Below are 21,262 nucleotides of genomic sequence, written 5' to 3'. Positions count from 1 at the left end.
TTCACCATAACCGCCTGCATCTGAGGCGGTTTTTTTATGAGATTTTACTATGTCATGGATAACCACTCAGTCAGGCAAGCATTTCGATTACACCAATGTGACAGCGGATGCTATCTGCATTGAAGACATCGCCTGCGCCCTTTCCAACATCTGCCGCTTCACCGGTCATGTGCAGGACTTTTACAGCGTGGCGCAGCACTCCGTTCACGTCAGCTATCTGGTAGAGCCAGAGTTCGCGCTCGAAGCCCTGTTGCACGATGCCGCCGAGGCATACTGCAGCGACATTAATTCGCAGCTTAAGCAATTGCTGCCTGATTACCGCCTCATGATCAAGTCGGTTGAGGAAGCCATAGCGGATAAATTCGGCTTACCCCACGCAATAAGCGCCCCGGTCAAGAATGCGGATCTGGTCATGCTCGCGACCGAACGCCGCGACCTTGATTTAGACGATGGCAAGCGTTGGCCCATGCTGGATGGTGTTGAGGCAAATACCACATTCATTATCGCCCCGCTCAACCCGCGCCAGGCACGTGTGCTTTTCCTTCAACGTTACAACGATTTGAAAGTTAAGGACGGTGAATAATGGAAGAGAAAAAATTTTGCTATCGCTACGTTGAGGGCAACGATAGCCAGGGACGCCCTGTCGTCATGCTTTGGGAAAACGTGATAATACGCGAGACGGAAAAAACCTTCTGGCACACCTGGGACCTGCCTCAGATGTCGATAGAGCAGATGAGAACGTATCGCAGTAAACCAGGCGACAAGCAGGTTAAACGCTGCCTTAAACATGCCGCTCGTTCTGGTTATCACCTGTCGAAAGAGGAAGCGATGCGGGCATTCGTTTACCGCAAAACCTACCAGCTAAACCGACTTCGCCTTACTGCCGAAACAGTCGAAATGTGCCTGAAAGGGCTGAGCATCGCCGGATACATTCAGGATGGAAAGGTGCTAAGCGCGCCGGGAGATCCCCAATTTCTTGCCAGTGAATCCCCTGGGCCAGTTGCTTCCGAATATAGCTGGGGGGGATGGTAATGGCTAAAACAATACAACTATCTAATGCTGCATTTGTTTTCACTGATGCCGCTACAGGTCAGGGCTACATGCGTAAGCTGAGCGAGTTTGAAGCCAATCTGATTGCTGCACAGTTGAGCACTTTAGACGGCGGTCAACTTAAGGCCGGCCCCGTTCATCCAGTGGAAATTCGGCTTGTGTCAGTAGAAGAGGCGCGCGTGGCAAAAGCCATTCAGGTTCAGGATGCACCACTGGAACACTGTGCGGCTGGAAAAGATGGTGAATGTTATCACCGCCAATGTCCGCAAATTCGTGATAACGAGCCCGAGCATTCCGGCCGACATTGCCCATTAGATAACGGTGATGATTATGATGGATAAAATAAAACATCCTGTTATCCGTTATCACGGCGGTAAATTTCGCTTAGCGTCATGGATAACCAGTCACTTTCCGTCCCATCGTTGTTATGTTGAACCCTTTGGCGGCGCTGCGTCGGTTCTGTTGAAAAAAGAACCTAGTGAAGCAGAGGTTTATAATGATCTTGATGGTGAAATAGTCAATCTTTTCAGAGTCCTTCGTGATTCCAGCAAAAGCTTAAAGCTTATTGAGGCATGCGCGCTTACGCCCTATTCACGTGAAGAATTTTATAACGCATATCAACCGTCAGAGGATCCTGTAGAAAGAGCCAGGCGAACTATAGTCCGCGCTGCGATGGGCTTTGGCAGCGCAGGAGCAACAAAAGGCTCTACAGGTTTTAGACTGGATACAAAACGGAATAGCGCTACCGCTCAGGCTATCTTTGCAAGGCAACCAGATAACCTCGTTGCCGTAGCAAGCCGTTTCTCAGGTGTGCTCGTTGAAAACCGTGATGCAATTCAATGCATGAGAGATCATGACACTGAAAGCACTTTGCATTTTGTAGATCCACCCTATATGCATGAAACGCGTGTGAACGTCGCCAAAAATAGTGCCTACCGTTTTGAATTAACAAGTAGTGAACACATCAAATTGCTTTCCTTCCTTAAATCACTGAGTGGCAAAGTAATACTTTGCGGCTATGACAGCGAAATTTATAACGACCTACTCTCGAGCTGGAAACGCGTAAGCCGCTCCACTACAGCAAATGGTCATTCAGGGTCAGTGAAAAGAATTGAATGCCTGTGGCTTAATCCAGCTGCTCAACAGAAAAAGGAGTGCGCAGCATGACTGAGAAATTTTCGCTAAACCTGGCAGTGCGAAAACTCTGCCGCAAAAACGGCCTTTCTGTCCATCAGTTGGCGGTCAACTGTGGTGACAAACAGCGCGCAGTTTACCAAAACATAAACCGTGACTCGCCCAGCATCGCGACCTGTGAAAAATATGCTGATGCGCTGGGCGTGTCGCTGGTGGAACTGGTGAGAGCGGGCTATGTAAAGCCGCCAGAAAATAAGGAATCGCCATGTTGATCGGCTTCGTCCTTATCATTTCCTCTGTACTGCCCGTCCCTGTAAGCGAAGACATCTTTCCGACCTTGGCCGCATGTGAACACGTTAAAGAACAACTGCTTAAACGAGAGCCGATTTCTCAGCTTGAATGTGCGGAGGTCAGACGCTAAATTACTGTATAAATAAACAGTAATTTGGTGGCTGGTATGCGTCGATTTGCCAATGGTGGCATAACCTTTTATCTCCTTGAACCTGGGGAATCTGGGCCGGATCTTAACAAGGAATATCTCTATATTCCTGGCTACATGATTAAACCTGTCGAGGGCGGCTGGAAGGCATTATGTCGGGCTATTAAGGAACGTGACTGGCACCCCCTTAGCGACCGCTTGTTTAGCTCTGAAAATGAAGCCTTCAATTTTGCTCATGAGCATTTTCTCGAAGAGCAAAGAAACTCAGAAAGGCTTCTGCCAGGCTGGAAAAGCACCTGATTCATCCCAAACCGCGAAAGCGGTTTTTTAATGTCCCTCACAAATGAAATCGAAACTCCTGGCGCATTACGCGCACCACAAACCTGTATACGACGTCGCCGTTAGTGGAGTCGTCTGGATCATGCTGCTCATCGCTATGTTTTGCCTTGAGCTTTATCTCCAGTGAGGTGAGTCAATGGAAACTCAGTTATCCCAGGGAAAGCCTACTGGAGGGCCGGCAGGTCACCTGCTGCTGTTCCGCCTATGATTTCCCGCATCGCTTTAGTGGTGGCCGGTGCAATGGCTACCAGATGGCAAAAAACTGCTTTGAAAATCGTCTCAGTTGCCTGAACTGTATTTGCCTTCATGAAGGTGGCTGCGACGTAGTAAACGAAACCGAAACTCCCGCCGAATGCCCACATGTAGTGGATTTTTGTTCTTACTACCAGATTGATTTATCAAGAAAATTCAAACGCTGATTTGAGGTATCCCACGCATGGAACCAACCCAACTATCGCCATATTGTCTGGCGCTGGAGACTTTGCGCGCCCAGCCCACCCACGAGCTTAAAAAAATTGGCGATCAATGGCGCACGCCTGATCCGCTCTGGTGGGGAATAAACTCGATGTTCGGACCGTTCGTGCTGGACCTCTTCGCCGATGAGAGTAATGCCAAATGCGAGTCTTATTACAGCGCCGAAGATAACGCACTTTCGCAGAACTGGTCGGAACGCCTGGCAGAGTTAAACGGTGCTGCTTACGCTAACCCACCCTATTCACGCGCCTCACAGCACGACGGGCAGTACATAACCGGCATGCGCCAGATAATGGCCCATACGCTGGAAATGCGGGAGGCTGGCGGCCGCTATGTCTTTCTTATTAAAGCGGCAACTGGCGAAGTCTGGTGGCCAGAAGATGCCGACCATATCGCATTCATTCGTGGCCGAATCAGTTTTGACCTGCCCGTATGGTATCGACCAGAGGAAGGCCAGCCCAGCGAATCGTCTGCCGGATTCGGGGCAGCTATCGCGGTTTTCGATAAGTCCTGGCGAGGTCCAAAGTTCGATTACATCAATCGTGATCTGCTGGAATCCCGCGGCGCCACGTTTATGGCTCAAATTGAGCGAGCCGCGCAACGTCTGACGCCTCGAAATATTCCGGTCCCTATCCCCGAGTCAGCGAATGATGTCTGGCCAGCCGAAGTACAGCTATTAGCCGATCAGTTGCCAGGCCTTAAATCAATCGCTACCGAGCACCAGCGCAAGGTCATGCATCACATGAACCGTATGCTGCTGGAGCGCCAGCCCTCAACAGAAATCATTGCTGCAGCTCAGTCGCTGACGGCCACTTTCGGAGAACAAACCCTGTGAGAGAAATCATTGTCGATAATTTTGCCGGGGGCGGCGGAGCCAGCACCGGCATTGAGATGGCAACCGGCCGCAGTGTCGATATCGCTATTAATCATGATCCTAACGCGATCGCCATGCACACCACCAACCACCCTGACACGCTTCATTACTGTGAGTCTGTGTTCGACATTGACCCGGTGGCAGCGACCGCAGGCGCGCCCGTAGGTCTGGCATGGTTCTCACCTGATTGCCGCCATTTCAGCAAAGCCAAAGGCAGTAAGCCGGTTAAAAAAGAAATTCGCGGTCTGGCATGGATTGTTGTTCGCTGGGCGCTGGCAAAGCGGCCTCGCGTCATCATGCTTGAGAACGTCGAAGAGTTTAAAACCTGGGGACCACTGTTACCTACGGAGGAACGACCAGACCCGGCCCGCGCGGGTGAAACCTTTGCCGCCTTCGTCGGCATGCTGGGTAACGGCGTACATGCGGATCACCCTTCGCTGGATGAGGTATGCGACTTCCTGCAAATTGGCCGGCACAGTGCCGATGCGCAAAAACTGGTTAAAGGCCTGGGCTATGCAGTTGAACACCGGGAGTTACGCGCCTGCGATTTCGGCGCGCCAACCATCCGTAAACGCTTCTTTATGGTAATGCGCTCTGACGGAGAACCAGTAACGTGGCCGGAGCCGTCACACGGTGATCCGAAAAGCCTGGCCGTCCAGTCCGGACATCTCAAGCCATGGCGGACGGCTGCCGAGTGCATCGACTGGTCTATCCCCTGTCCGAGCATATTTGGACGCAGTAAGCCACTGGCAGAAAACACGATGAAACGGATTGCGCGCGGCATCCAGCGGTTCGTGCTCGACAACCCGACTCCGTTTATCGTCAAGTGCAATCACACCACCAGCAAAGGTGGCTATGACTGCTTTCGCGGACAGTCGCTGCACGACCCGCTACAGACAATCACGCGCAAACAGGGCTATGCAGTAGTCACGCCACATCTGACAAAATTCCGTACCGGTGCAACCGGGCAGGATATTACCGAACCGGTCCCTACCATTACGGCGGGTACCTCTAAACGTCCGGGCGGCAACGGTCATGCGCTGGGAATGGTTGAGGCTCAATTAGCCCCGCTAGTTTCACGTCAGTTCGGCAATAGCGTTGGTCACCCTGTAAATGAACCTGCAGCAACGGTCACCGCTGGCGGTGGCGGGCACAGTGCGCTGGTTACCGCGTTTATGGCTAAGCACTTCGGCGGCAACTATACCGGCCCCGGCGCCGCGGCTGACGGGCCAGCGCATACCGTCACCACAACGGATCATCATGCTCTGGTTACCGCTAACATCATGGTTAACAACACGGGCCACCCGGGCGGCTCCGTTGAGGAACCCGCTCACACAGTGACGACGGGAAATCATCATGCTGTCGTCACGTCCAACCTGATCAAGTTTCGCGGCACCAATACGGGCCAGACAACTGACAGTCCGGCACACACCATCACGGCAAACGGTAACCACTTGGGCGAGGTCCGGGCTTTCCTGATGAAGTATTACGGGAATGAAAAAGGCGGCGTAGGTCTGGACGCACCGCTGGGAACGGTGACCACAAACGACCGCTTTGGTCTGGTAACGGTTGATGGCACTGATTACCAGATTGTCGATATCGGCATGCGCATGCTCCAGCCGCATGAGCTCTATGCCGCTCAGGGCTTCCCTTCCTGGTATGTCATCGACAGGGATTATCGCGGTACCAAATATGCCAAAGATAAACAGGTTGCCCGCTGCGGCAATGCCGTCCCGCCCCCGTTTGCCGAGGCGCTTGTAAGAGCCAATTTACCGGAAATGTGTTCGCCTCTTTCACAGGAGAAAATCGCATGAGTCTTGATTGTGTTCCCCTTTCCACCTACTGCAAAAACACCGGCGAATCGGTCGAAGCCATTAACAAACGGATACAAAGGAAGATCTGGCAGGAGGGTGTTCACGTATTAAAAGTGGACGGCGTTAAAGAGCGCTGGATTGATCTTGATGAGGTAAACAGATGGGCAAGAAAGAGCAGGGATCCGCTTTACCGCGGGGCGTGACAGTTCGCCGCCACCAAACCGGCGACACTCTTCAGCTTACCTTCACCTTTAAAGGGGTTCTCTGTCGGGAACCCCTTTCCGGTTTAGAGGTAAACCCACGCAATATTAAATATGCCGATCGCCTTCTGGGCGAGATACAAAATAAAATATCTCTGGGCACTTTTCTGTACGGCGATTACTTCCCAAAATCGAGGAAGCTGGCCACGTTCGGTGAAGTGAAGAAAACGAAAACGGTCAGGGAATACCTGGACGAGTACATTACGATCTGCACAAACCGCAAATTATCCCCCTCCACCATTAATGGCTATCAGAAGTGCATCACGTCATTGTCCGCGCTTCATGCTCTGCCTGTCACCGAACTGACAGCCGGAGCTATGAAGACGTGGATCAGCAATAAAAATGCCAAGTTAAAAACCATCAGGAATCTGCTGTCATTCCTCCGCAGTGCGCTGGACGAGGCCGTTACTGATGGGCTTATCGAACTAAATCCGGTGTCGCTCGTTACTGCATCACGCTACCGGCCTAAACAGACGTCCGACGACAAAGACGATTATATCGTTGACCCGTTCACTCCACAGGAGGCCAAAGCTATATTTGCAGCCTGCACCCATGATCAATGGCGTTACCTCTTCCAGTTCGCCATGCATACCGGCCTCCGCAGTTCTGAACTGTGTGCACTCCGCTGGCAGGACATAGACCTTGTGCACAACACGGTACACGTTCAAAAGGCGAGTGTAGTGGGTGTCATCAAAGGCACGAAAACCGCAGCTGGTACCCGTAAAGTTGAACTGGATGAAATGGCGCTGGCGGCGCTGACGGGGATGCGGCCTTACACCTTTATGCGAAGTGAATATGTGTTCGAGGATCCGAAAACAATGGAGCCGTGGAGCGGTTCTGCCGCAATTCGTAAAAAGGCCTGGATGCCTGCATTACGTCGCGCGCAGGTTCGGTACCGAAATCCATATCAGACACGACACACCTATGCGACCCGGCATATCAGTATCGGCGTAAATCTTTACTGGCTGTCTGGGCAGATGGGCCATAAAGGTCCGGAAATGCTTTTCAGGCACTACGGTTCGTATCTGAAAGATTATGACGGAAACACATCAAAGCAACCAACGCAGCTTGCAGTTGTTGGAGGAAAACAGTCGGGAAAATAGTTAAGGGCTTCGGGACGATTGCGACAGAGAAAGGACACTGAGAGGACATGAAAATGCACGTACAATGCACGCGAAAATTATATTTTTGAAAATGTTCAATTAAATCAATGCTGGATAGAGTTTTGGGACGCGGGTTCAACTCCCGCCAGCTCCACCAAAATTCTCCATCGGTGATTACCAGAGTCATCCGATGAAGTCCTAAGAGCCCGCACGGCGCAAGCCCTGCGGGCTTTTTTGTGTCCATAGCTGTCCACCGAGAGTTGCTAGAATCCACGCCATATGACACCCTGTTTTGGACCCAACGCCCATGGGTCCAAAATCTGAGGGTCCAAACATGCCGAAAGTCGTCACTAAACTCAATGATACTCAAATCAAAAGCTCTAAGCCTGTAGAGAAAGAAGTTAATCTATTCGATGGTGACGGCTTGTTTTTGCGCATATCGCCAACCGTGAAAGGTGGCAAGAAAAACTGGTACTTCAGGTATGCGGTTCGTGTGACTAAGAAACGAACGAAAATGAGTTTAGGAACTTACCCTCACCTTACCCTCGCGCAAGCTCGCTCTCTTAGAGACCATTACCTCGCACTACTCGCCCAGCAGATTGATCCGCAAACCCATAAAGCCGATAAAGCGCATGCACTAAAAGCGGCCACTGAACACACATTGCAGGTGGTGGCAAGAAAATGGCTCGAAGAGAAGAAAAGAACGTCAGGGATTTCAGAAGATCATGCAGCAGATATCTGGCGTAGCCTTGAACGTAACGTCTTCCCTGGATTGGGTAATGTTCCGATAAAAGAGATTCGCCCCAAACTCTTGAAGCAACAGCTTGACCCAATCGAACAACGTGGGGTTCTTGAACCCTGAGGCGTATTATCTCCCGACTAAATGAAATTTTTCGTTGGGCAGCTACTGAAGAACTCATTGAGTTCAATCCAGTTGATAACCTTGCACAGCGCTTTAAAAAGCCCAAAAAGCAGAATATGCAAGCACTACCTCCTTCTGAATTATCGTGCTTTCTGGCTACATTGAACAATGCTTCTGTACGTATGGAGACAAGACTACTGATTGAATGGCAATTGTTAACTTGGGTTCGTCCGGGTGAAGCCGTTCGTGCAAGGTGGGCTGACATTGATACAGCCAATGGCATTTGGACTATTCCTGCAGATTTGATGAAAATAAGAAAAATTTACAAAGTTCCACTAAACAGGGAAGCTTTGCGTATCCTTGAAGCAATGAAACCAGTGAGTGGGCACAGAGATTGGATTTTCCCAATTATAAAGGCTCCTCTAAACCATATGCATGAACAAACAGCCAATGCCGCTATTGTTCAAATGGACTTCGGAGGTGGGCTTGTAGCTCACAATATGCGTTCTATCGCGAGGACAGCCGCAGAAGAATACGGCAAATTCAGAGTTGAAGTTCTCGAAGCAGCACTTGCTCATTCAAAGAAAGACGAGATCGTAGCAGCATACAACCGAGCGGAGTATCTAGCCGAATGAGTGGCACTAATGCAGTGGTGGTGACCTGCTCCCAAGATTAGATACAACCTTCAGTTAGTAATGTCGGTTGGTTTTTCTTCATATTTCCCGTTTCGCCAGTCCGCTGCAAATTCAGCTGGCGTCTGGTAATCCAGCGATGAATGTGGACGGCACTCGTTATAATCCTGCCGCCAGTCGTTAATGATTTTCCTGGCGTGAACGATATCGCTGAACCAGTGCTCGTTCAGGCATTCATCTCTGAATCGGCCGTTAAAGCTCTCAATAAATCCGTTCTGTGTCGGCTTGCCCGGCTGGATAAGCCGTAGTTCCACACCATGCTCAAAAGCCCATTGATCGAGCGCGCGGCAGGTAAATTCCGGGCCCTGATCGGTTCTTATCGTAGCCGGATAACCGCGAAACAACGCGATACTGTCCAGAATACGCGTGACCTGAATGCCTGAAATACCGAAAGCAGCGGTGATCGTCAGACACTCCTTCGTGAAATCATCCACACAGGTCAGGCACTTGAGCCTGCGACCGTTGGCCAGTGCGTCCATAACGAAATCCATCGACCATGTCAGGTTCGGCGCATCCGGACGTAGAAGCGGAAACCGTTCGGTCGCCAGCTCTTTACGGCGTCGTCTGCGTTTTACGCTCAGTCCATTAAGGTGGTAAATACGGTATACCCGCTTGTGATTGACGTGAAGGCCCTCCCGACGCAGTAGCTGCCAGATGCGCCGGTAACCAAAACGTCTGCGTTCAAGCGCCAGTTCAGTGATACGCCCTGATAAATGTGCATCAGCAGATGGACGCTGAGCGTCATAACGGCAGGTCGACAGGGACAAACCTGTAAGCCTGCAGGCACGACGTTGCGACAGACCGGTCGCATCACACATAAACTCAACGGCTTCCCGCTTCTGGCCTGTCGTCAGTACTTTCGCCCCAGAGCCACCTGAAGCGCCTCCTTATCCAGCATGGCTTCGGCAAGTAGCTTCTTGAGGCGGGCGTTCTCCTCTTCAAGAGATTTAAGCCGCTTCACCTCAGGGACTTCCATGCCACCAAACTTCTTGCGCCAGGTGTAGAAAGTGGCATCGGAAATGGCGTGCTTACGGCAGAGCTCACGGGCAGAAACCCCGGCTTCCGCTTCGCGAAGAATACTGATGATCTGTTCGTCGGAAAAACGCTTCTTCATGGGGATGTCCTCATGTGGCTTATGAAGACATTACTAACATCGGGGTGTGTTAATCAACGGGGAGCAGGTCAAGTGGGCCCTGTTTGTGCTACGACCCCATCTGTCAATTCACCCAAACTGATGAATACGTCATTGGTTAACGCACTCACGCTAAAAATTCCTTATAATTTCATTCATTTAACTTGTAACCCCATGCCAGCATTGCTGTTACATCCAGCCTATCGTAATCTAAAACTGGTAGAATAAAACCTATTAAAGTGCATGATAAGCTTGGTTTTTCTCTCTTTTATTCGACATATTTATTTTGAAGCATAGATGCTATGGGAACAAACGGATCTACGTACACAGAACGATTTGTTAGCATTTTTACTTCTCTGCTTATCCAATCAGCATATTTATCATTCACTTACAAGCCTCACCCAGACGTTAACTTGCAACATCCAAACCTATAGCATACCAAAACTCAGCTCAAAGCACTCGTAAGCTTGTCTATAGAGGAAACCAAACGAATTAATTTTATCCACATAAAGTGTTGAGCCCTAAAACATCAGGGATTAGAGTCAGCGGCAGTATCTTTGGAATCGTGTCTTTGTCGACGACAATTCACGTCCTTCAGTCTAAATATACTTGTGCGCAAAGGGCGCTAAAACAATGACCTACGGGGCCTAGTTGCCACCCTTGGACAAACTGGGGTAGCGCTATCAGCTTGCTTTTGTCATATTTAATCTTCCTGCCTGTCTCACTTTCTTTTTCGTCAGAAAAGGTGAAAATGCTTTTAGGCACCTGTATAGGCACCAAAGAAAAAATGACTCAGAACTTAGTTAAATAATTTCAATACATTAAATAGCCAATTCAGATTCCGCCAGCCCTGAAAGCCCACACGGCGCAAGCCTGCGGGCTTTTTTGTCCCCTCCTGTGCCTTTGAAACCCGCATTCAAAACTTACCGGTTCCAGAGAAGCATGGTCATTTATTGCAGGTATCCGATATTGACTGACTTAATGGCCCATGCGTCATGGTAGACCTCAATGCATTACGGGAAAACCATTATTCATTTAAATAACGCTATTATGCTAAGCCAGCTTATTTCACAAAACAGAATCAAATATTTCACATAATCAGACTTATTATTGATCCAAGTCATTTTTCTCAACCTCTTAACAATCATATAAATTAGCAAGAACATCTTTTACCTTTCGTAAATATCATCCAAAACGTAAAAAAAGATAATATTAAAAAGAAACTTACAGGCAGGGAATTATTCAGAAATCCAATCAGCAAAAGAAGAAATTCTTCGTCTTAAATCTTTATATATCAAAGGCCTGTCTTACATAAAAAGCAACTACCCTTTCCCGCTTCCAGATCATTCCCGCCGATCCTGAATCATTAAAATTCCCACGCAATTACCCTGCGCATTTATTTCACCGCCAACTGATAATGATTATTGATTTGATTCCCATTTATATATCACCTTATGCTGTTTATCAGCCCGTAAATATCTTCAGGACAAACAACCGTTAAAGGATTAACCGTTATGACGTCGTTAACCCCTCTCGCCCGTCGTATCAAAACCAGTCTGTTCATTCCCGTTTTTGGCATAGCTTCACCTGCGTTTGCTGAGCCGGAGATCACTGATCCCGATGAAGAGGTGATGGTGGTGACGGCTTCAGCTGTCGAACAGCGTCTGAAAGATGCTCCGGCATCAATTTCCGTGATTACCGCACAGCAACTGGCACAGGACGTTGGTAAATCGGCCACCGATCTTGCGGATGTGCTGGAACGTGTCGCGGGCGTATCCAAAGCCATCGGAACAGATGTGGGCTCAGGTATTCAACTGCGCGGTATGCCAGCGGCGTATACGCTGTTGCTGGTTGATGGCAAACGCATGAGCTCCAGCAACGGCATCAAAAACACGCAGCAAAACTATTTCGACGATATCAACTGGATCCCCGTTGATGCCATTGAACGCATCGAAGTGGTGCGGGGACCGATGTCCGCGCTCTATGGCTCGGATGCGATGGGCGGCGTGGTGAATATCATCACGAAGAAAAACAGTGATGTCTGGCACGGTACCTTAACCGCAGGCACGCGCCAGCCGCAGGACGATAAGCGGGGAAGTACCCAGACCTGGACAGGTAGCGTTGGCGGCCCACTGGGGAAAGGGTTTGACCTGCGTCTGAATGGTTCATGGAATAAGCGCCAGGCGGATAAAAGCGACACCGGCGCACTGCGCTGGGGAAGCGGTCAGGAGGGACGCAAGAATGAAAATTACGGTGCCGAACTGGGCTGGGATATTACCCGCCAGCATCGGCTGACGATCTCTACGCAGCAGGGAACCGAAGAAGGTCTTCCCGGCGTCGCCAGTAACGGCAGTGAAATTAATCTGCGCGGGGCCAGTAAGCTTGAGCGTGAAAACTATGCGCTGGATTACCGCGGCATTTTTGCATTTGGCACGGCGAAGCTAAGCGCTTATCAGAATAAATTTAAAAACTGGGTGTCGGACGTACCGGTTATCGCCAACGGCGCGGTGAAGGGCAGCGAGGACAGCACGTTGTGGAATAAAGAATCCATTATTGAAGGCGATCTCAACCTGCCCTTCGAACTCGGTTTGCCCCAAAACCTGACCGTGGGCGCGCAATGGAAAAAAGAAGAGCTGCATAACCCACGCTCGCTGGGCGTGACAGCCGACGCGGCCGATACCTTTGGTAAACATACTGGCGAAGCGAAAAGCACGGGCATCTTCATCGAAAACCAGATTGACCTGCGGGATGATCTGGCCCTGACGCTGGGCCTGCGCCGGGATAATACCGATTACGGCAACCGGACCACGCCGCGCGCCTATCTTGTCTGGCAAGCCACGGACGCTCTGACGTTGAAAGGCGGCTATTCTGAAGGCTTTAAGGCGCCCAGCGTACGTCAGGCCAGCAAAGGCTTTATCGAAACCTCCCGCGGTGCCGGCTGTAACGGCTATGCCGATTACCAGGGCGGGAGCTGTTATACCCTGGGGAATGACGCGCTGAAGCCTGAATTGTCGCAGAACTGGGAAGTGGGCGCCCTGTACGATTATGCGGGATGGGGCGTGGGCTTAACCTTCTTTGACAGCCGCTTTCAGGACAAAATTGCTTCCGCGCCGGTGGGCTATATTCCGGGCGATGCGTCCGGTAGCTACTGGCTGAAGCGCGTCAATCTGGATACCGCCCGCACGCAGGGCGTGGAAGGCAGCCTGACGGTGCCTCTGATTACGGAAGAGAAAGGCCCCTGGCTGAAAAGCCTGACCCTGAATAACACTTTCACGCGCATGATCAAAGCGGAAGACACACTGGGCGTCATGTTGGTGACCACACCAAAACTCGCCACCTGGTCCTCGCTGGACTGGCAGGTCAATGAGGCGATCAGTCTGTCGATGACCGCCAAATACTACGGAAAAATGCTGGGGCTGAATAACCGCGCGGATCAGGCCGCACGCGGCAATACCGCAACTGCACGTATCCGCCAGGCCTATATGATTTATGGCCTGTCCGGGCAGTACCGGGCGACCAGGCATCTGAAATTCAACATGGGCGTCGATAACCTTTTCGATAAAAATCCGGTGTCCGCGCAACCCTCAGCCAGTACCACCAGCGGCAATAACTATTACGTTCCCGGACGAACGCTGTACGCCTCCGTGACGGCTTCGTTCTGATAACACTGAGGGTCCGCTCGCCCTGCTGAACATACCACGTACCCAGGGCGGAAAGCGGATGGTCAGCCCGACAACCGGGCACACTTTTACGGACAATGACAACGTACAAGGAGAAGGTATGCGTTTTTCCCGTCTGGCAGGTTTACTGGCGCTCGCCTGCTTACTGAGCGCGCCGTTGGCGTCGGCCAGCGACGCGCCCACCGTCCAGCTGTCGCATTTTCAGGGCACAACGGCTATTCCTCTGCATCCCCAACGTGTGGTGATCTTAAACCCGGTAACGCTGGACAGTGCCGATGCGTTAGGAATTCATCCGCTGGGCGTGCCCCGGACCGCGATAAGCTATCCGGCCCATCTGGCGCGCTACAACAGTGATGAGTACCTCAATGCGGGCACGTTATTTGAGCCTGACTATGAGGCCCTGAGCCGCGCCAGGCCGGATCTGATTCTGGCCGGCGGCAGAGCCCTGGCGGCCTATAACAAACTCAGCGACATTGCGCCGACCGTATCGCTGGATATCGATCCCAATGATGTTTTAAACAGCCTGCGTCAGCGAACCACGCAACTGGGTGAAATCATGGGTAAACAGGCGCAGGCGAGCACCGTTCTGGCGAGATTTGATGCGCAGGTTGCTGACCTTCGCCGCCAGGCGGCTCAGGCAGGCACGGCCATGATGCTGATGGTCAACGGCGGCAAACTCAGTGCTTACACACCGCATTCCCGCTTTGGTTTTATTTTTGATGTCCTGCAGTTCAGACCGGCCATCGCCCTGCCGACCGCCAGTAAACACGGAAACGCCATTTCGCCCGAACTCATCATGCAGGCCAATCCGGACTGGCTGTTCGTTCTGGATCGCGACAGCGCCATCGGCAGCAAGGCGGGCGTTTCTGCCCGGCAGGTACTGGATAATCCGCTGGTGCGCCGCACCACGGCATGGAAAAAACAGCAGATAATCTGGCTGGATTCGGCCTCGTTGTACCTCGCTGGCGGGATCCAGAGTTACAGCCTGATGATGGAGCAGATCAGGCAGGCACTCAGCACAGCCGGCGTCCGCCCAGAATGAAGTCCGTGGCCTTTAGCTTTAGCCTGATCCTGCTGGGGGCGCTGATGATGCTCAGTGTGATGACGGGCGTCACGCAGCTGTCACTGATGGACGTGTGGCGCGATGCCGACATGCGGGAGATTATGTGGGTGAGTCGCGTGCCGCGCACGGTCGCGCTGGTGCTGGCTGGCAGCGCCATGAGCGTTGCAGGGCAAATCATGCAAATGCTGACGCAAAACCGTTTTGTCGAGCCCTCTGTCGTGGGCACGACACAGTCCGCCGGCCTGGGCTTACTGCTGGTCATGCTGTTTTATCCCGCCGCGCCCGTCATAGTCAAAATGGGCATTGCCGCCCTGTTCGCCCTGGCCGGTACCCTGCTGTTTATGCTGTTAATCGCCCATGTTCGTCAGAAAAGCGCCCTTATTGTGCCGCTGACCGGCATCATGTTGGGGGCCGTTTTCAGTTCGGTCACCACCTTTCTGGCGATGCAGTTTGACCTGCTGCAGGCGCTGGGCAGTTGGGAATCGGGGGATTTTTCCAGCGTGATGCAGGGGCGCTATGAACTGCTGTGGCTAGTAGGGATGATCGCCCTGCTCGCTGGCCTGCTTGCCGACCGCTTCACGGTCGCCGGTTTAGGGCATGACTTTTCCGTAAACGTCGGGCTGAACTACCGTCGTGTTCAGCTCACGGGCATGGCGATGATTGCGCTCATCAGCGGCGTGGTTATCGTGGTCGTCGGGGTCCTGCCGTTCCTGGGGTTAATCGTGCCGAATATTGTCAGCCTGCTGGCTGGCGATAACCTGCGACGCACCGTGCACTGGGTCGCGCTGACGGGGGCTATGCTGGTAGTAAGCTGCGATATCCTGGGGCGGCTTATCGTGCAGCCGTTCGAGATCCCGGTCAGTACGTTGCTCGGTGTACTGGGCGCGGCGGTGTTTCTGCTGCTGATTATGAAGGGGAAACGCCATGGCCGTTGAGTGTTCGCTGCCGTCTCGCGTGCTGAACAGGATGCGCTCCCCTGCCGGACGGCTGTGTTTGCTGACCATCATCGCGATTGCGCTCTGCACGCTGTTTCTGACCCTTAACCTGCAGGGCAATATCGGCTATCTCCTGAAACACCGCGGGCAGATTTTACTGACTATGGTGCTGGTTGCGTTTGCCTCGGGCATCAGCACGCTGCTTTTCCAGACCATCACGCAAAACCGCATTCTTACGCCGTCGATCATGGGGCTGGAGTCGCTGTTTATTTTACTTCAGACGCTGATGGTCTTTTTTATTCACCTGTCGCCGTTGAGCCAGACCTACCCTGTGGTGCAGTTTCTGGGCGAAACGGCGCTTCTGATGCTGTTTGCCACGCTGCTTTACCGCTGGTTATTTAACCGCAGCGGGCTGGAACTCCAGCGCGTCTTACTGGCAGGCCTGGTGTTCGGCACGCTGTTCCGCAGTCTGTCCGGACTGATGCAGCGCCTGCTATCACCGGGAGAATTTGCCGTTTTACAGAGCCGGATGTTTGCCACCTTTACCCGCGCCGACAGCGACGTCCTGCTGTTCTCAGGCAGCGTCATTGCTGTTGTGACGGTAATCATCTGGCGCATGCGCCATCGCCTTGACGTGCTGGCGCTGGGCAGCGATACCGCCACCGCACTCGGCGTGCCCGTTCAGCGCTACGTGACCGGTCTGTTGCTGCTCATCTCCCTGCTGGTAGCGATCTCAACCGCGCTGGTGGGGCCAATGACGTTTCTGGGCTTGTTGATCGTGAATCTGGCCTGGCCCGCCATGGGCTCATGGCGTCATCGCGAGATGCTGCCTGCCGTGGTACTCATCGGCATGATTACGCTGACCGGCGGACAGCTCATTCTGGAGCGACTGCTGGACAGGGCAGGCACGCTGTCCGTCATCATTGAATGTGTTGGCGGTGGACTCTTTCTTTATCTGGTGCTTAAAAAGGTGGCAACGTGATTGAAGTGGTGAATGTGAATAAGCGCTACGGCACGCTTTCTGTTCTCAACAATATCAATGAAACCCTGCCCGCGTCGGGCATCACTGCCATCATTGGTCCTAACGGTGCCGGAAAATCCTCTCTGCTGTCGGTGATGAGCCGACTGCTGACGCCGGACAGCGGTGAAATCAGAATCGATTCGCTGGTGGTGAACGAGGCGCACACTGAACAGCTGGCGAAAGTGCTGTCGGTGCTACGGCAGGAGAATCATTTTACCCATCGGCTGACGGTGTACGATCTGGTCAGTTTTGGCCGCTATCCCTGGTCAAAAGGACGGATAACGGAAGCGGACAGACACCATATTGAGCAGGCGCTGTATTTTCTGGATTTGTTGCCGCTGGCACAGCGTTATCTGGATGAGTTGTCCGGCGGGCAGCGGCAGCGGGCCTTTGTGGCGATGGTGCTGTGCCAGGATACGCAGTACGTTCTGTTAGATGAACCGCTAAATAATCTGGATATGAAACACAGCGTGACCATGATGCAGCAATTACGACGGGCGGCGGATGAACTGCGCAAATCCATCATTCTGGTCATTCATGATATCAATTTCGCCTCCGCCTATTCCGACTACATCATTGCCATGAAAAACGGCGCCGTTTTTATGCGCGGTACGCCAGCCGACATCATGCAGCCGGACGTGCTGACGCGGCTGTTTGAGATTCCGGTGGCGATTGAAACGGTGGCGGATCAGCGGATAGCGATCTATTACCGCTAACCTGACTCACGCTTTCGTGGCGCGGAAGCGGAGCCGCGGACGTCGCCGCGCGGTCCGCTTTATCACTGGCCGATTGCAGGCAAGCGGAGAAACGCGGATGCGCCCGGCTCAGCAGTAGAATACATGTCGGAGTTCTGCCTGCACACGGGGCGGAGGACGGCAGCACATGCCTGCCCTGCTCAGCCGCCGAACGGTTCTTGACCCAACCGCGCGGCACTGCCCGCTATTTACCCCAGTAAACCCCATCGCAAAACGGCTTTCTGGCCCCTAACTGAGCCGACAATCTGGCGGCACTTTCCCGCATCAGGTCACCCAGCCCTGCCGCTTTGCGGTCCAGGGTTAAGCGTGATGACGGACCGGTCAGTGCCAGGGCGGCCGTTAATTTATCCCCTTCGCCAAACACCGGGATGGCAAAGGCGGCAGTGTGCGGATCGCGCGCGCCCGACGTATAGAGCGGTAAGTCCGGTGTCTCAGCAAACAGGGGTTCGCCCATTCCCCAGTAACGCAGCACCTGGCTAATCGCCGAGTTATCCAGAGGATAAAGCGAGCCCGGCAGTCGCGTATGGCGCAGGCCATCCGACGATTCCGCACGGAAGACGCAAAGACGCTGACCGTTATCAATCACATACCAGCTGGCGCTTTCATGGGTGGCCGAAGCCAGCGCCTGTAGCTCGGGCTGGACCACGCTGGCCAGATGAAACGACTGTTCGTAGAGCTTGCCCAGATACAGCAGTCTTGGTCCCAGGGTATAAATCCCGTTATCCCGTCTGACTACATAACTCATGCGTTCCAGCGAATTCATCAGGCGATAAACGGTGGTTTTGTGGTAGCCCGAGAGCTGCGACAGCGCCGTCAGGGACAGGCTTTCTTCGCCTGGCTTAAAACAATCCAGCAATGCCAGCGCTTTCTCTACCGCATTAACCCCTTCGTTTCCCATTTCGCTTCTCCTGATTTTTGCTGGCACTGAGTGTACCTGAAACTGTGAGTCACATCTTATTTACATCACAAACAAGCTCGCAACACTGGCGCGAGCGTCAGTGTCACCGATATAGTAATTTCATTATGTACAACACAGTTTTACTCTGTAAAACATCAAACCTGTGAGGTGACCCATGTCCGCGAACGAAAAACCGATGATCAACCGCGACGTTACGCGAGTCAGTCATGATTATGTCAGACGTGCCGCTGAATTTCAGGCCGCGATTCTTGCGGATGTCGCGGGCAGACGAGGCACGCTCCATGGCCGCGTTAAGCCACTGGGTGCGCATATGAAAGTGGCCGGACCGGCGGTAACGGTGGAAGTGCGTTCAGGTGATAACCTGGCGATCCATGCTGCGCTGGCGGTGGCCAAACCCGGTGATGTCATCGTGGTAGACGGTAAAGGCGATATCAGTTGTGCGCTGCTCGGCGAAATCATGGCGACCCAGGCAGAAGCGTCCGGCATTGCCGGCATTATCATCGATGGCGCGGTCAGGGATGCGGATGCGCTGAGCAACCACACCTATCCGATTTTCGCCGCTGGCCTGAATCCATGTGGCCCGACCAAGCTGATTCCCGGTCGTGTGAATTACCCGGTTTCTGTGGCCGGTGCGACGATCAACGCGGGCGATCTGGTGGTCGGTGATATCGATGGTGTGGTGGTCGTCCCACGTGACGAGGTCGAATTGGTGCTGGCACTCGCGGCGAAAAAGCTGGATATGGAAACCCGCCGTATTGCGGCAATCAAAGCCGGGGACAAAAGACCGACCTGGCTGAACGGTGCCCTGCGTGCAGCAGGCATGTTAGCGGAAGGGGAGGAACTCTGATGCGCAAACAGGATACTGTCATTATTACCGGCGCTGACATCGCCCCCGCCGCGCTTGCGATGCTGAACGATTATGAAGTGGTGTTTGCGGGCACCAGGCCAACCGAAGACGATCTGGTCGCGCTGTGCCAGCAGTATAATCCCGTCGGAATCGTGGTGCGCTATGGAAAAATTAACGCCCGCATCATGGATGCCGCGCCTGCGCTGCGCGTGATCTCCAAACATGGCAGCGGCATTGACGTTATTGATCAAGCCGCGGCGGCCGAACGAAACATCAGCGTTCAGTCTGCGCCGGGTGCCAACGCGGCGGCGGTGGCTGAACATACCTGGGCAATGATTCTGGCCTGCACCAAATCCCTGATTCCGCTGAATCGCCGGATGCGTGAAGGACACTGGGACAAATCCAGCCACAAGTCCCTTGAACTGGAAGGCCGGACGCTCGGGCTCGTGGGCCTCGGCGCGATTGGCGGCCGGGTGGCCGATATTGGCCGCGTGTTTGGTATGCAGGTTATTGCTTACGATCCCTGGGCGAAAACGCTGCCCGCGGGCTGTGAGCAGGTGGACGACTTAGCCACGCTGTATGCGCGCGCGGATATAGTGTCGCTGCACTGTCCGCTGACCGCGCAAAACAGCCAGATGATTAATGACCAGGCGCTGGCACAGTTCAAACCCGGCGCCGTGCTGGTGAATACCGCACGCGGTGGACTGATTGATGACGATGCTCTGGAACGCGCGCTCAGGAGCGGCAGGCTCAGTTGGGCGGCGCTGGACAGCTTTACTGTGGAGCCGCTGACCGCGCCCAACCTCTGGCAGACGGTAGAAAACGTCATTATTACCCCGCACATCGGCGGCGTGAGCGATAACTCTTACGTGAAAATGGGGACGGCTTCCGTGACCAATCTGCTGAAGATCTTAGCGCAGAAGGAAGCGACGGTATGATGTGCCTGACTACACCGGAGATCAGGCAGACCACGGTATTTACCCGGCTGCCCGATCGTTTCCGCCAACCTGACAGCCACAATGCCTGGGCGGCCGCTAATCGCGGCGGCCAGCTGACCGATTCGTTTCTGGAAGGGCCGGTCTGGCATCCCTCGGGTTGCCTGTACCTGACCGATATTCCGTATGGCCGCATATTCCGTGTCGATATGGCGGGCAACTGGGAGCTCGTGGTGCAGTACGACGGCGAACCCAACGGCATGAAACTGACCGATCCCGATACGCTTCTGATCACGGATTACCGTCACGGCCTGATGAAGCTGTGCCTCAAGGAGAACACGATCGCGCCGTGGCTCTCGCGCCGTAACAGCGAAAGTTTTCGCGGCGTGAACGATCTTACCCCTGACAGCCGGGGCAATCTTTATTTCACCGATCAGGGGCAAACGGGGCTGCACGATCCGTCCGGACGCGTTTACCGGCTCAGCCAGGACGGGCAACTGTCCGTTCTGCTGGATAACTGCCCGAGCCCAAACGGCCTGGTGCTGTCACCCGACGAGAAGGTGCTGTATGTCGCCATGACGCGCGGCAATGCGATCTGGCGCGTACCGCTTCAGCGTGACGGTTCGGTCAGCAAAGTCGGCCAGTTCTTTACCTCGCACGGGCCAAGCGGTCCTGATGGTATCGCCGTCAACGCGCAGGGCGAACTGCTGATTGCTAACCCGGGGCTGGGCCGCGTCTGGCTGTTAAACGATCTGGCAGAGCCGATTGAGATTCTGACCAGCCCGGTCGGACGATCCACCACCAACCTCTGTTTTGGCGGCGATCAGCGCCGGCAGTTATTTATCACCGAATCTGTCAGCGGCAGCATTCTTACCTGCTCAATGCAAACGCCAGGCCACCCGCTGCCCTTTCTTTCCACTGCTTTTCTCTGAGA

At 53.3% G+C, this 21,262-nt stretch carries 21 protein-coding genes and 1 pseudogene; 20 read left to right on the top strand and 2 right to left on the bottom strand.

The genetic code is table 11. The features are described from left to right. Positions 1 to 49: 49 nt before the first annotated feature. From C1N58_RS02305 to C1N58_RS02250, 12 genes and pseudogenes are all read left to right on the top strand, one after another. Complete coding sequence (locus C1N58_RS02305) at positions 50 to 583, top strand: HD family hydrolase (protein ID WP_394551358.1); 534 nt, start codon at positions 50 to 52, stop codon at positions 581 to 583. Next, positions 583 to 1,032: a hypothetical protein gene (locus C1N58_RS02300; protein ID WP_394564533.1), complete on the top strand. Its 450-nt coding sequence runs from the start codon at positions 583 to 585 to the stop codon at positions 1,030 to 1,032. Before C1N58_RS02305 ends, C1N58_RS02300 begins: the two co-directional genes overlap by 1 nt. Continuing rightward, positions 1,032 to 1,391 (top strand): hypothetical protein, encoded by a 360-nt coding sequence (locus tag C1N58_RS02295; protein ID WP_394551354.1) that lies wholly within the window; start codon positions 1,032 to 1,034, stop codon positions 1,389 to 1,391. The genes C1N58_RS02300 and C1N58_RS02295 overlap by 1 nt, the downstream gene beginning before the upstream one ends. Beyond that, complete coding sequence (locus C1N58_RS02290) at positions 1,381 to 2,217, top strand: DNA adenine methylase (protein ID WP_394564532.1); 837 nt, start codon at positions 1,381 to 1,383, stop codon at positions 2,215 to 2,217. The genes C1N58_RS02295 and C1N58_RS02290 overlap by 11 nt, the downstream gene beginning before the upstream one ends. After that, positions 2,214 to 2,456 (top strand): helix-turn-helix domain-containing protein, encoded by a 243-nt coding sequence (locus C1N58_RS02285; protein WP_394564531.1) that lies wholly within the window; start codon positions 2,214 to 2,216, stop codon positions 2,454 to 2,456. The genes C1N58_RS02290 and C1N58_RS02285 overlap by 4 nt, the downstream gene beginning before the upstream one ends. Before the next feature lie 185 nt (positions 2,457 to 2,641). Beyond that, positions 2,642 to 2,923, top strand: a complete 282-nt coding sequence (locus C1N58_RS02280) for a hypothetical protein (RefSeq protein WP_110957193.1) — start codon at positions 2,642 to 2,644, stop codon at positions 2,921 to 2,923. Between the two features lie 475 nt (positions 2,924 to 3,398). Next, on the top strand, positions 3,399 to 4,271 hold the full coding sequence (locus C1N58_RS02275; protein WP_110957191.1) for a phage N-6-adenine-methyltransferase: 873 nt from the start codon (positions 3,399 to 3,401) through the stop codon (positions 4,269 to 4,271). Further along, complete coding sequence (locus C1N58_RS02270; RefSeq protein ID WP_394564530.1) at positions 4,268 to 6,124, top strand: DNA cytosine methyltransferase; 1,857 nt, start codon at positions 4,268 to 4,270, stop codon at positions 6,122 to 6,124. Before C1N58_RS02275 ends, C1N58_RS02270 begins: the two co-directional genes overlap by 4 nt. Then, positions 6,121 to 6,327 carry a hypothetical protein gene (locus tag C1N58_RS02265; RefSeq protein WP_024471313.1) on the top strand — a complete coding sequence of 69 codons (207 nt, stop codon included), beginning with the start codon at positions 6,121 to 6,123 and terminating at the stop codon, positions 6,325 to 6,327. The genes C1N58_RS02270 and C1N58_RS02265 overlap by 4 nt, the downstream gene beginning before the upstream one ends. Continuing rightward, positions 6,285 to 7,487, top strand: a complete 1,203-nt coding sequence (locus C1N58_RS02260) for an Arm DNA-binding domain-containing protein (RefSeq protein ID WP_394564529.1) — start codon at positions 6,285 to 6,287, stop codon at positions 7,485 to 7,487. Before C1N58_RS02265 ends, C1N58_RS02260 begins: the two co-directional genes overlap by 43 nt. Positions 7,488 to 7,821: 334 nt before the next feature. Beyond that, positions 7,822 to 8,405: pseudogene (locus C1N58_RS02255) on the top strand (integrase arm-type DNA-binding domain-containing protein); the annotation flags it as partial. 60 nt (positions 8,406 to 8,465) lie between these two features. Continuing rightward, positions 8,466 to 8,984, top strand: a complete 519-nt coding sequence (locus C1N58_RS02250) for a tyrosine-type recombinase/integrase (protein WP_394564865.1) — start codon at positions 8,466 to 8,468, stop codon at positions 8,982 to 8,984. Positions 8,985 to 9,034: 50 nt separating this feature from the next. Here C1N58_RS02250 and C1N58_RS02245 read toward each other — a convergent pair. After that, positions 9,035 to 10,155, bottom strand: a protein-coding gene (locus C1N58_RS02245) for an IS3 family transposase (protein WP_394564528.1) whose coding sequence is annotated in 2 segments (ribosomal slippage) — positions 9,035 to 9,897 and positions 9,897 to 10,155 — 1,122 coding nt in all. Because the reading frame shifts where the segments join, the coding sequence is not laid out codon by codon here. A gap of 1,532 nt (positions 10,156 to 11,687) precedes the next feature. Between C1N58_RS02245 and C1N58_RS02240 the strand changes: the two genes are divergently transcribed. The 5 genes from C1N58_RS02240 (at position 11,688) to C1N58_RS02220 (ending at position 17,588) form a co-directional block, all read left to right on the top strand. Continuing rightward, positions 11,688 to 13,835 (top strand): TonB-dependent receptor domain-containing protein, encoded by a 2,148-nt coding sequence (locus C1N58_RS02240; RefSeq protein ID WP_394564527.1) that lies wholly within the window; start codon positions 11,688 to 11,690, stop codon positions 13,833 to 13,835. A gap of 118 nt (positions 13,836 to 13,953) precedes the next feature. After that, complete coding sequence (locus tag C1N58_RS02235) at positions 13,954 to 14,895, top strand: siderophore ABC transporter substrate-binding protein (protein ID WP_058702319.1); 942 nt, start codon at positions 13,954 to 13,956, stop codon at positions 14,893 to 14,895. Next, positions 14,892 to 15,851 (top strand): ABC transporter permease, encoded by a 960-nt coding sequence (locus C1N58_RS02230; RefSeq protein WP_054633283.1) that lies wholly within the window; start codon positions 14,892 to 14,894, stop codon positions 15,849 to 15,851. Before C1N58_RS02235 ends, C1N58_RS02230 begins: the two co-directional genes overlap by 4 nt. Beyond that, positions 15,841 to 16,833: an iron chelate uptake ABC transporter family permease subunit gene (locus C1N58_RS02225; protein ID WP_050504840.1), complete on the top strand. Its 993-nt coding sequence runs from the start codon at positions 15,841 to 15,843 to the stop codon at positions 16,831 to 16,833. Before C1N58_RS02230 ends, C1N58_RS02225 begins: the two co-directional genes overlap by 11 nt. Further along, a complete protein-coding gene (locus C1N58_RS02220; protein WP_058709023.1) occupies positions 16,830 to 17,588 on the top strand; it encodes an iron ABC transporter ATP-binding protein in 759 nt (252 codons plus the stop codon). The genes C1N58_RS02225 and C1N58_RS02220 overlap by 4 nt, the downstream gene beginning before the upstream one ends. A gap of 223 nt (positions 17,589 to 17,811) precedes the next feature. Here the strand turns inward: C1N58_RS02220 and C1N58_RS02215 are convergent, their stop codons facing one another. Then, positions 17,812 to 18,525 carry an IclR family transcriptional regulator gene (locus C1N58_RS02215; RefSeq protein ID WP_033739386.1) on the bottom strand — a complete coding sequence of 238 codons (714 nt, stop codon included), beginning with the start codon at positions 18,523 to 18,525 and terminating at the stop codon, positions 17,812 to 17,814. A 175-nt stretch (positions 18,526 to 18,700) separates the two neighbouring features. On the opposite strand from C1N58_RS02215, the gene C1N58_RS02210 reads away from it, so the two are divergent. Genes C1N58_RS02210 through C1N58_RS02200 form a run of 3 tightly spaced genes read left to right on the top strand, consistent with a single transcriptional unit; the run spans position 18,701 to position 21,260 of the window. Further along, entirely contained in the window at positions 18,701 to 19,393 is a 693-nt protein-coding gene (locus C1N58_RS02210) for an RraA family protein (protein WP_394550394.1), read from the top strand. Next, positions 19,393 to 20,331, top strand: a complete 939-nt coding sequence (locus C1N58_RS02205) for a hydroxyacid dehydrogenase (protein ID WP_058702313.1) — start codon at positions 19,393 to 19,395, stop codon at positions 20,329 to 20,331. Before C1N58_RS02210 ends, C1N58_RS02205 begins: the two co-directional genes overlap by 1 nt. Beyond that, positions 20,328 to 21,260 (top strand): SMP-30/gluconolactonase/LRE family protein, encoded by a 933-nt coding sequence (locus C1N58_RS02200; protein ID WP_058702312.1) that lies wholly within the window; start codon positions 20,328 to 20,330, stop codon positions 21,258 to 21,260. Before C1N58_RS02205 ends, C1N58_RS02200 begins: the two co-directional genes overlap by 4 nt. Positions 21,261 to 21,262 lie beyond the last annotated feature (2 nt).

This window comes from Pantoea sp. SGAir0180 (genome assembly GCF_043546245.1).
Note: the sequence above shows the minus strand (reverse complement) of the source record. Positions and strands in the feature narration are given on the sequence as shown.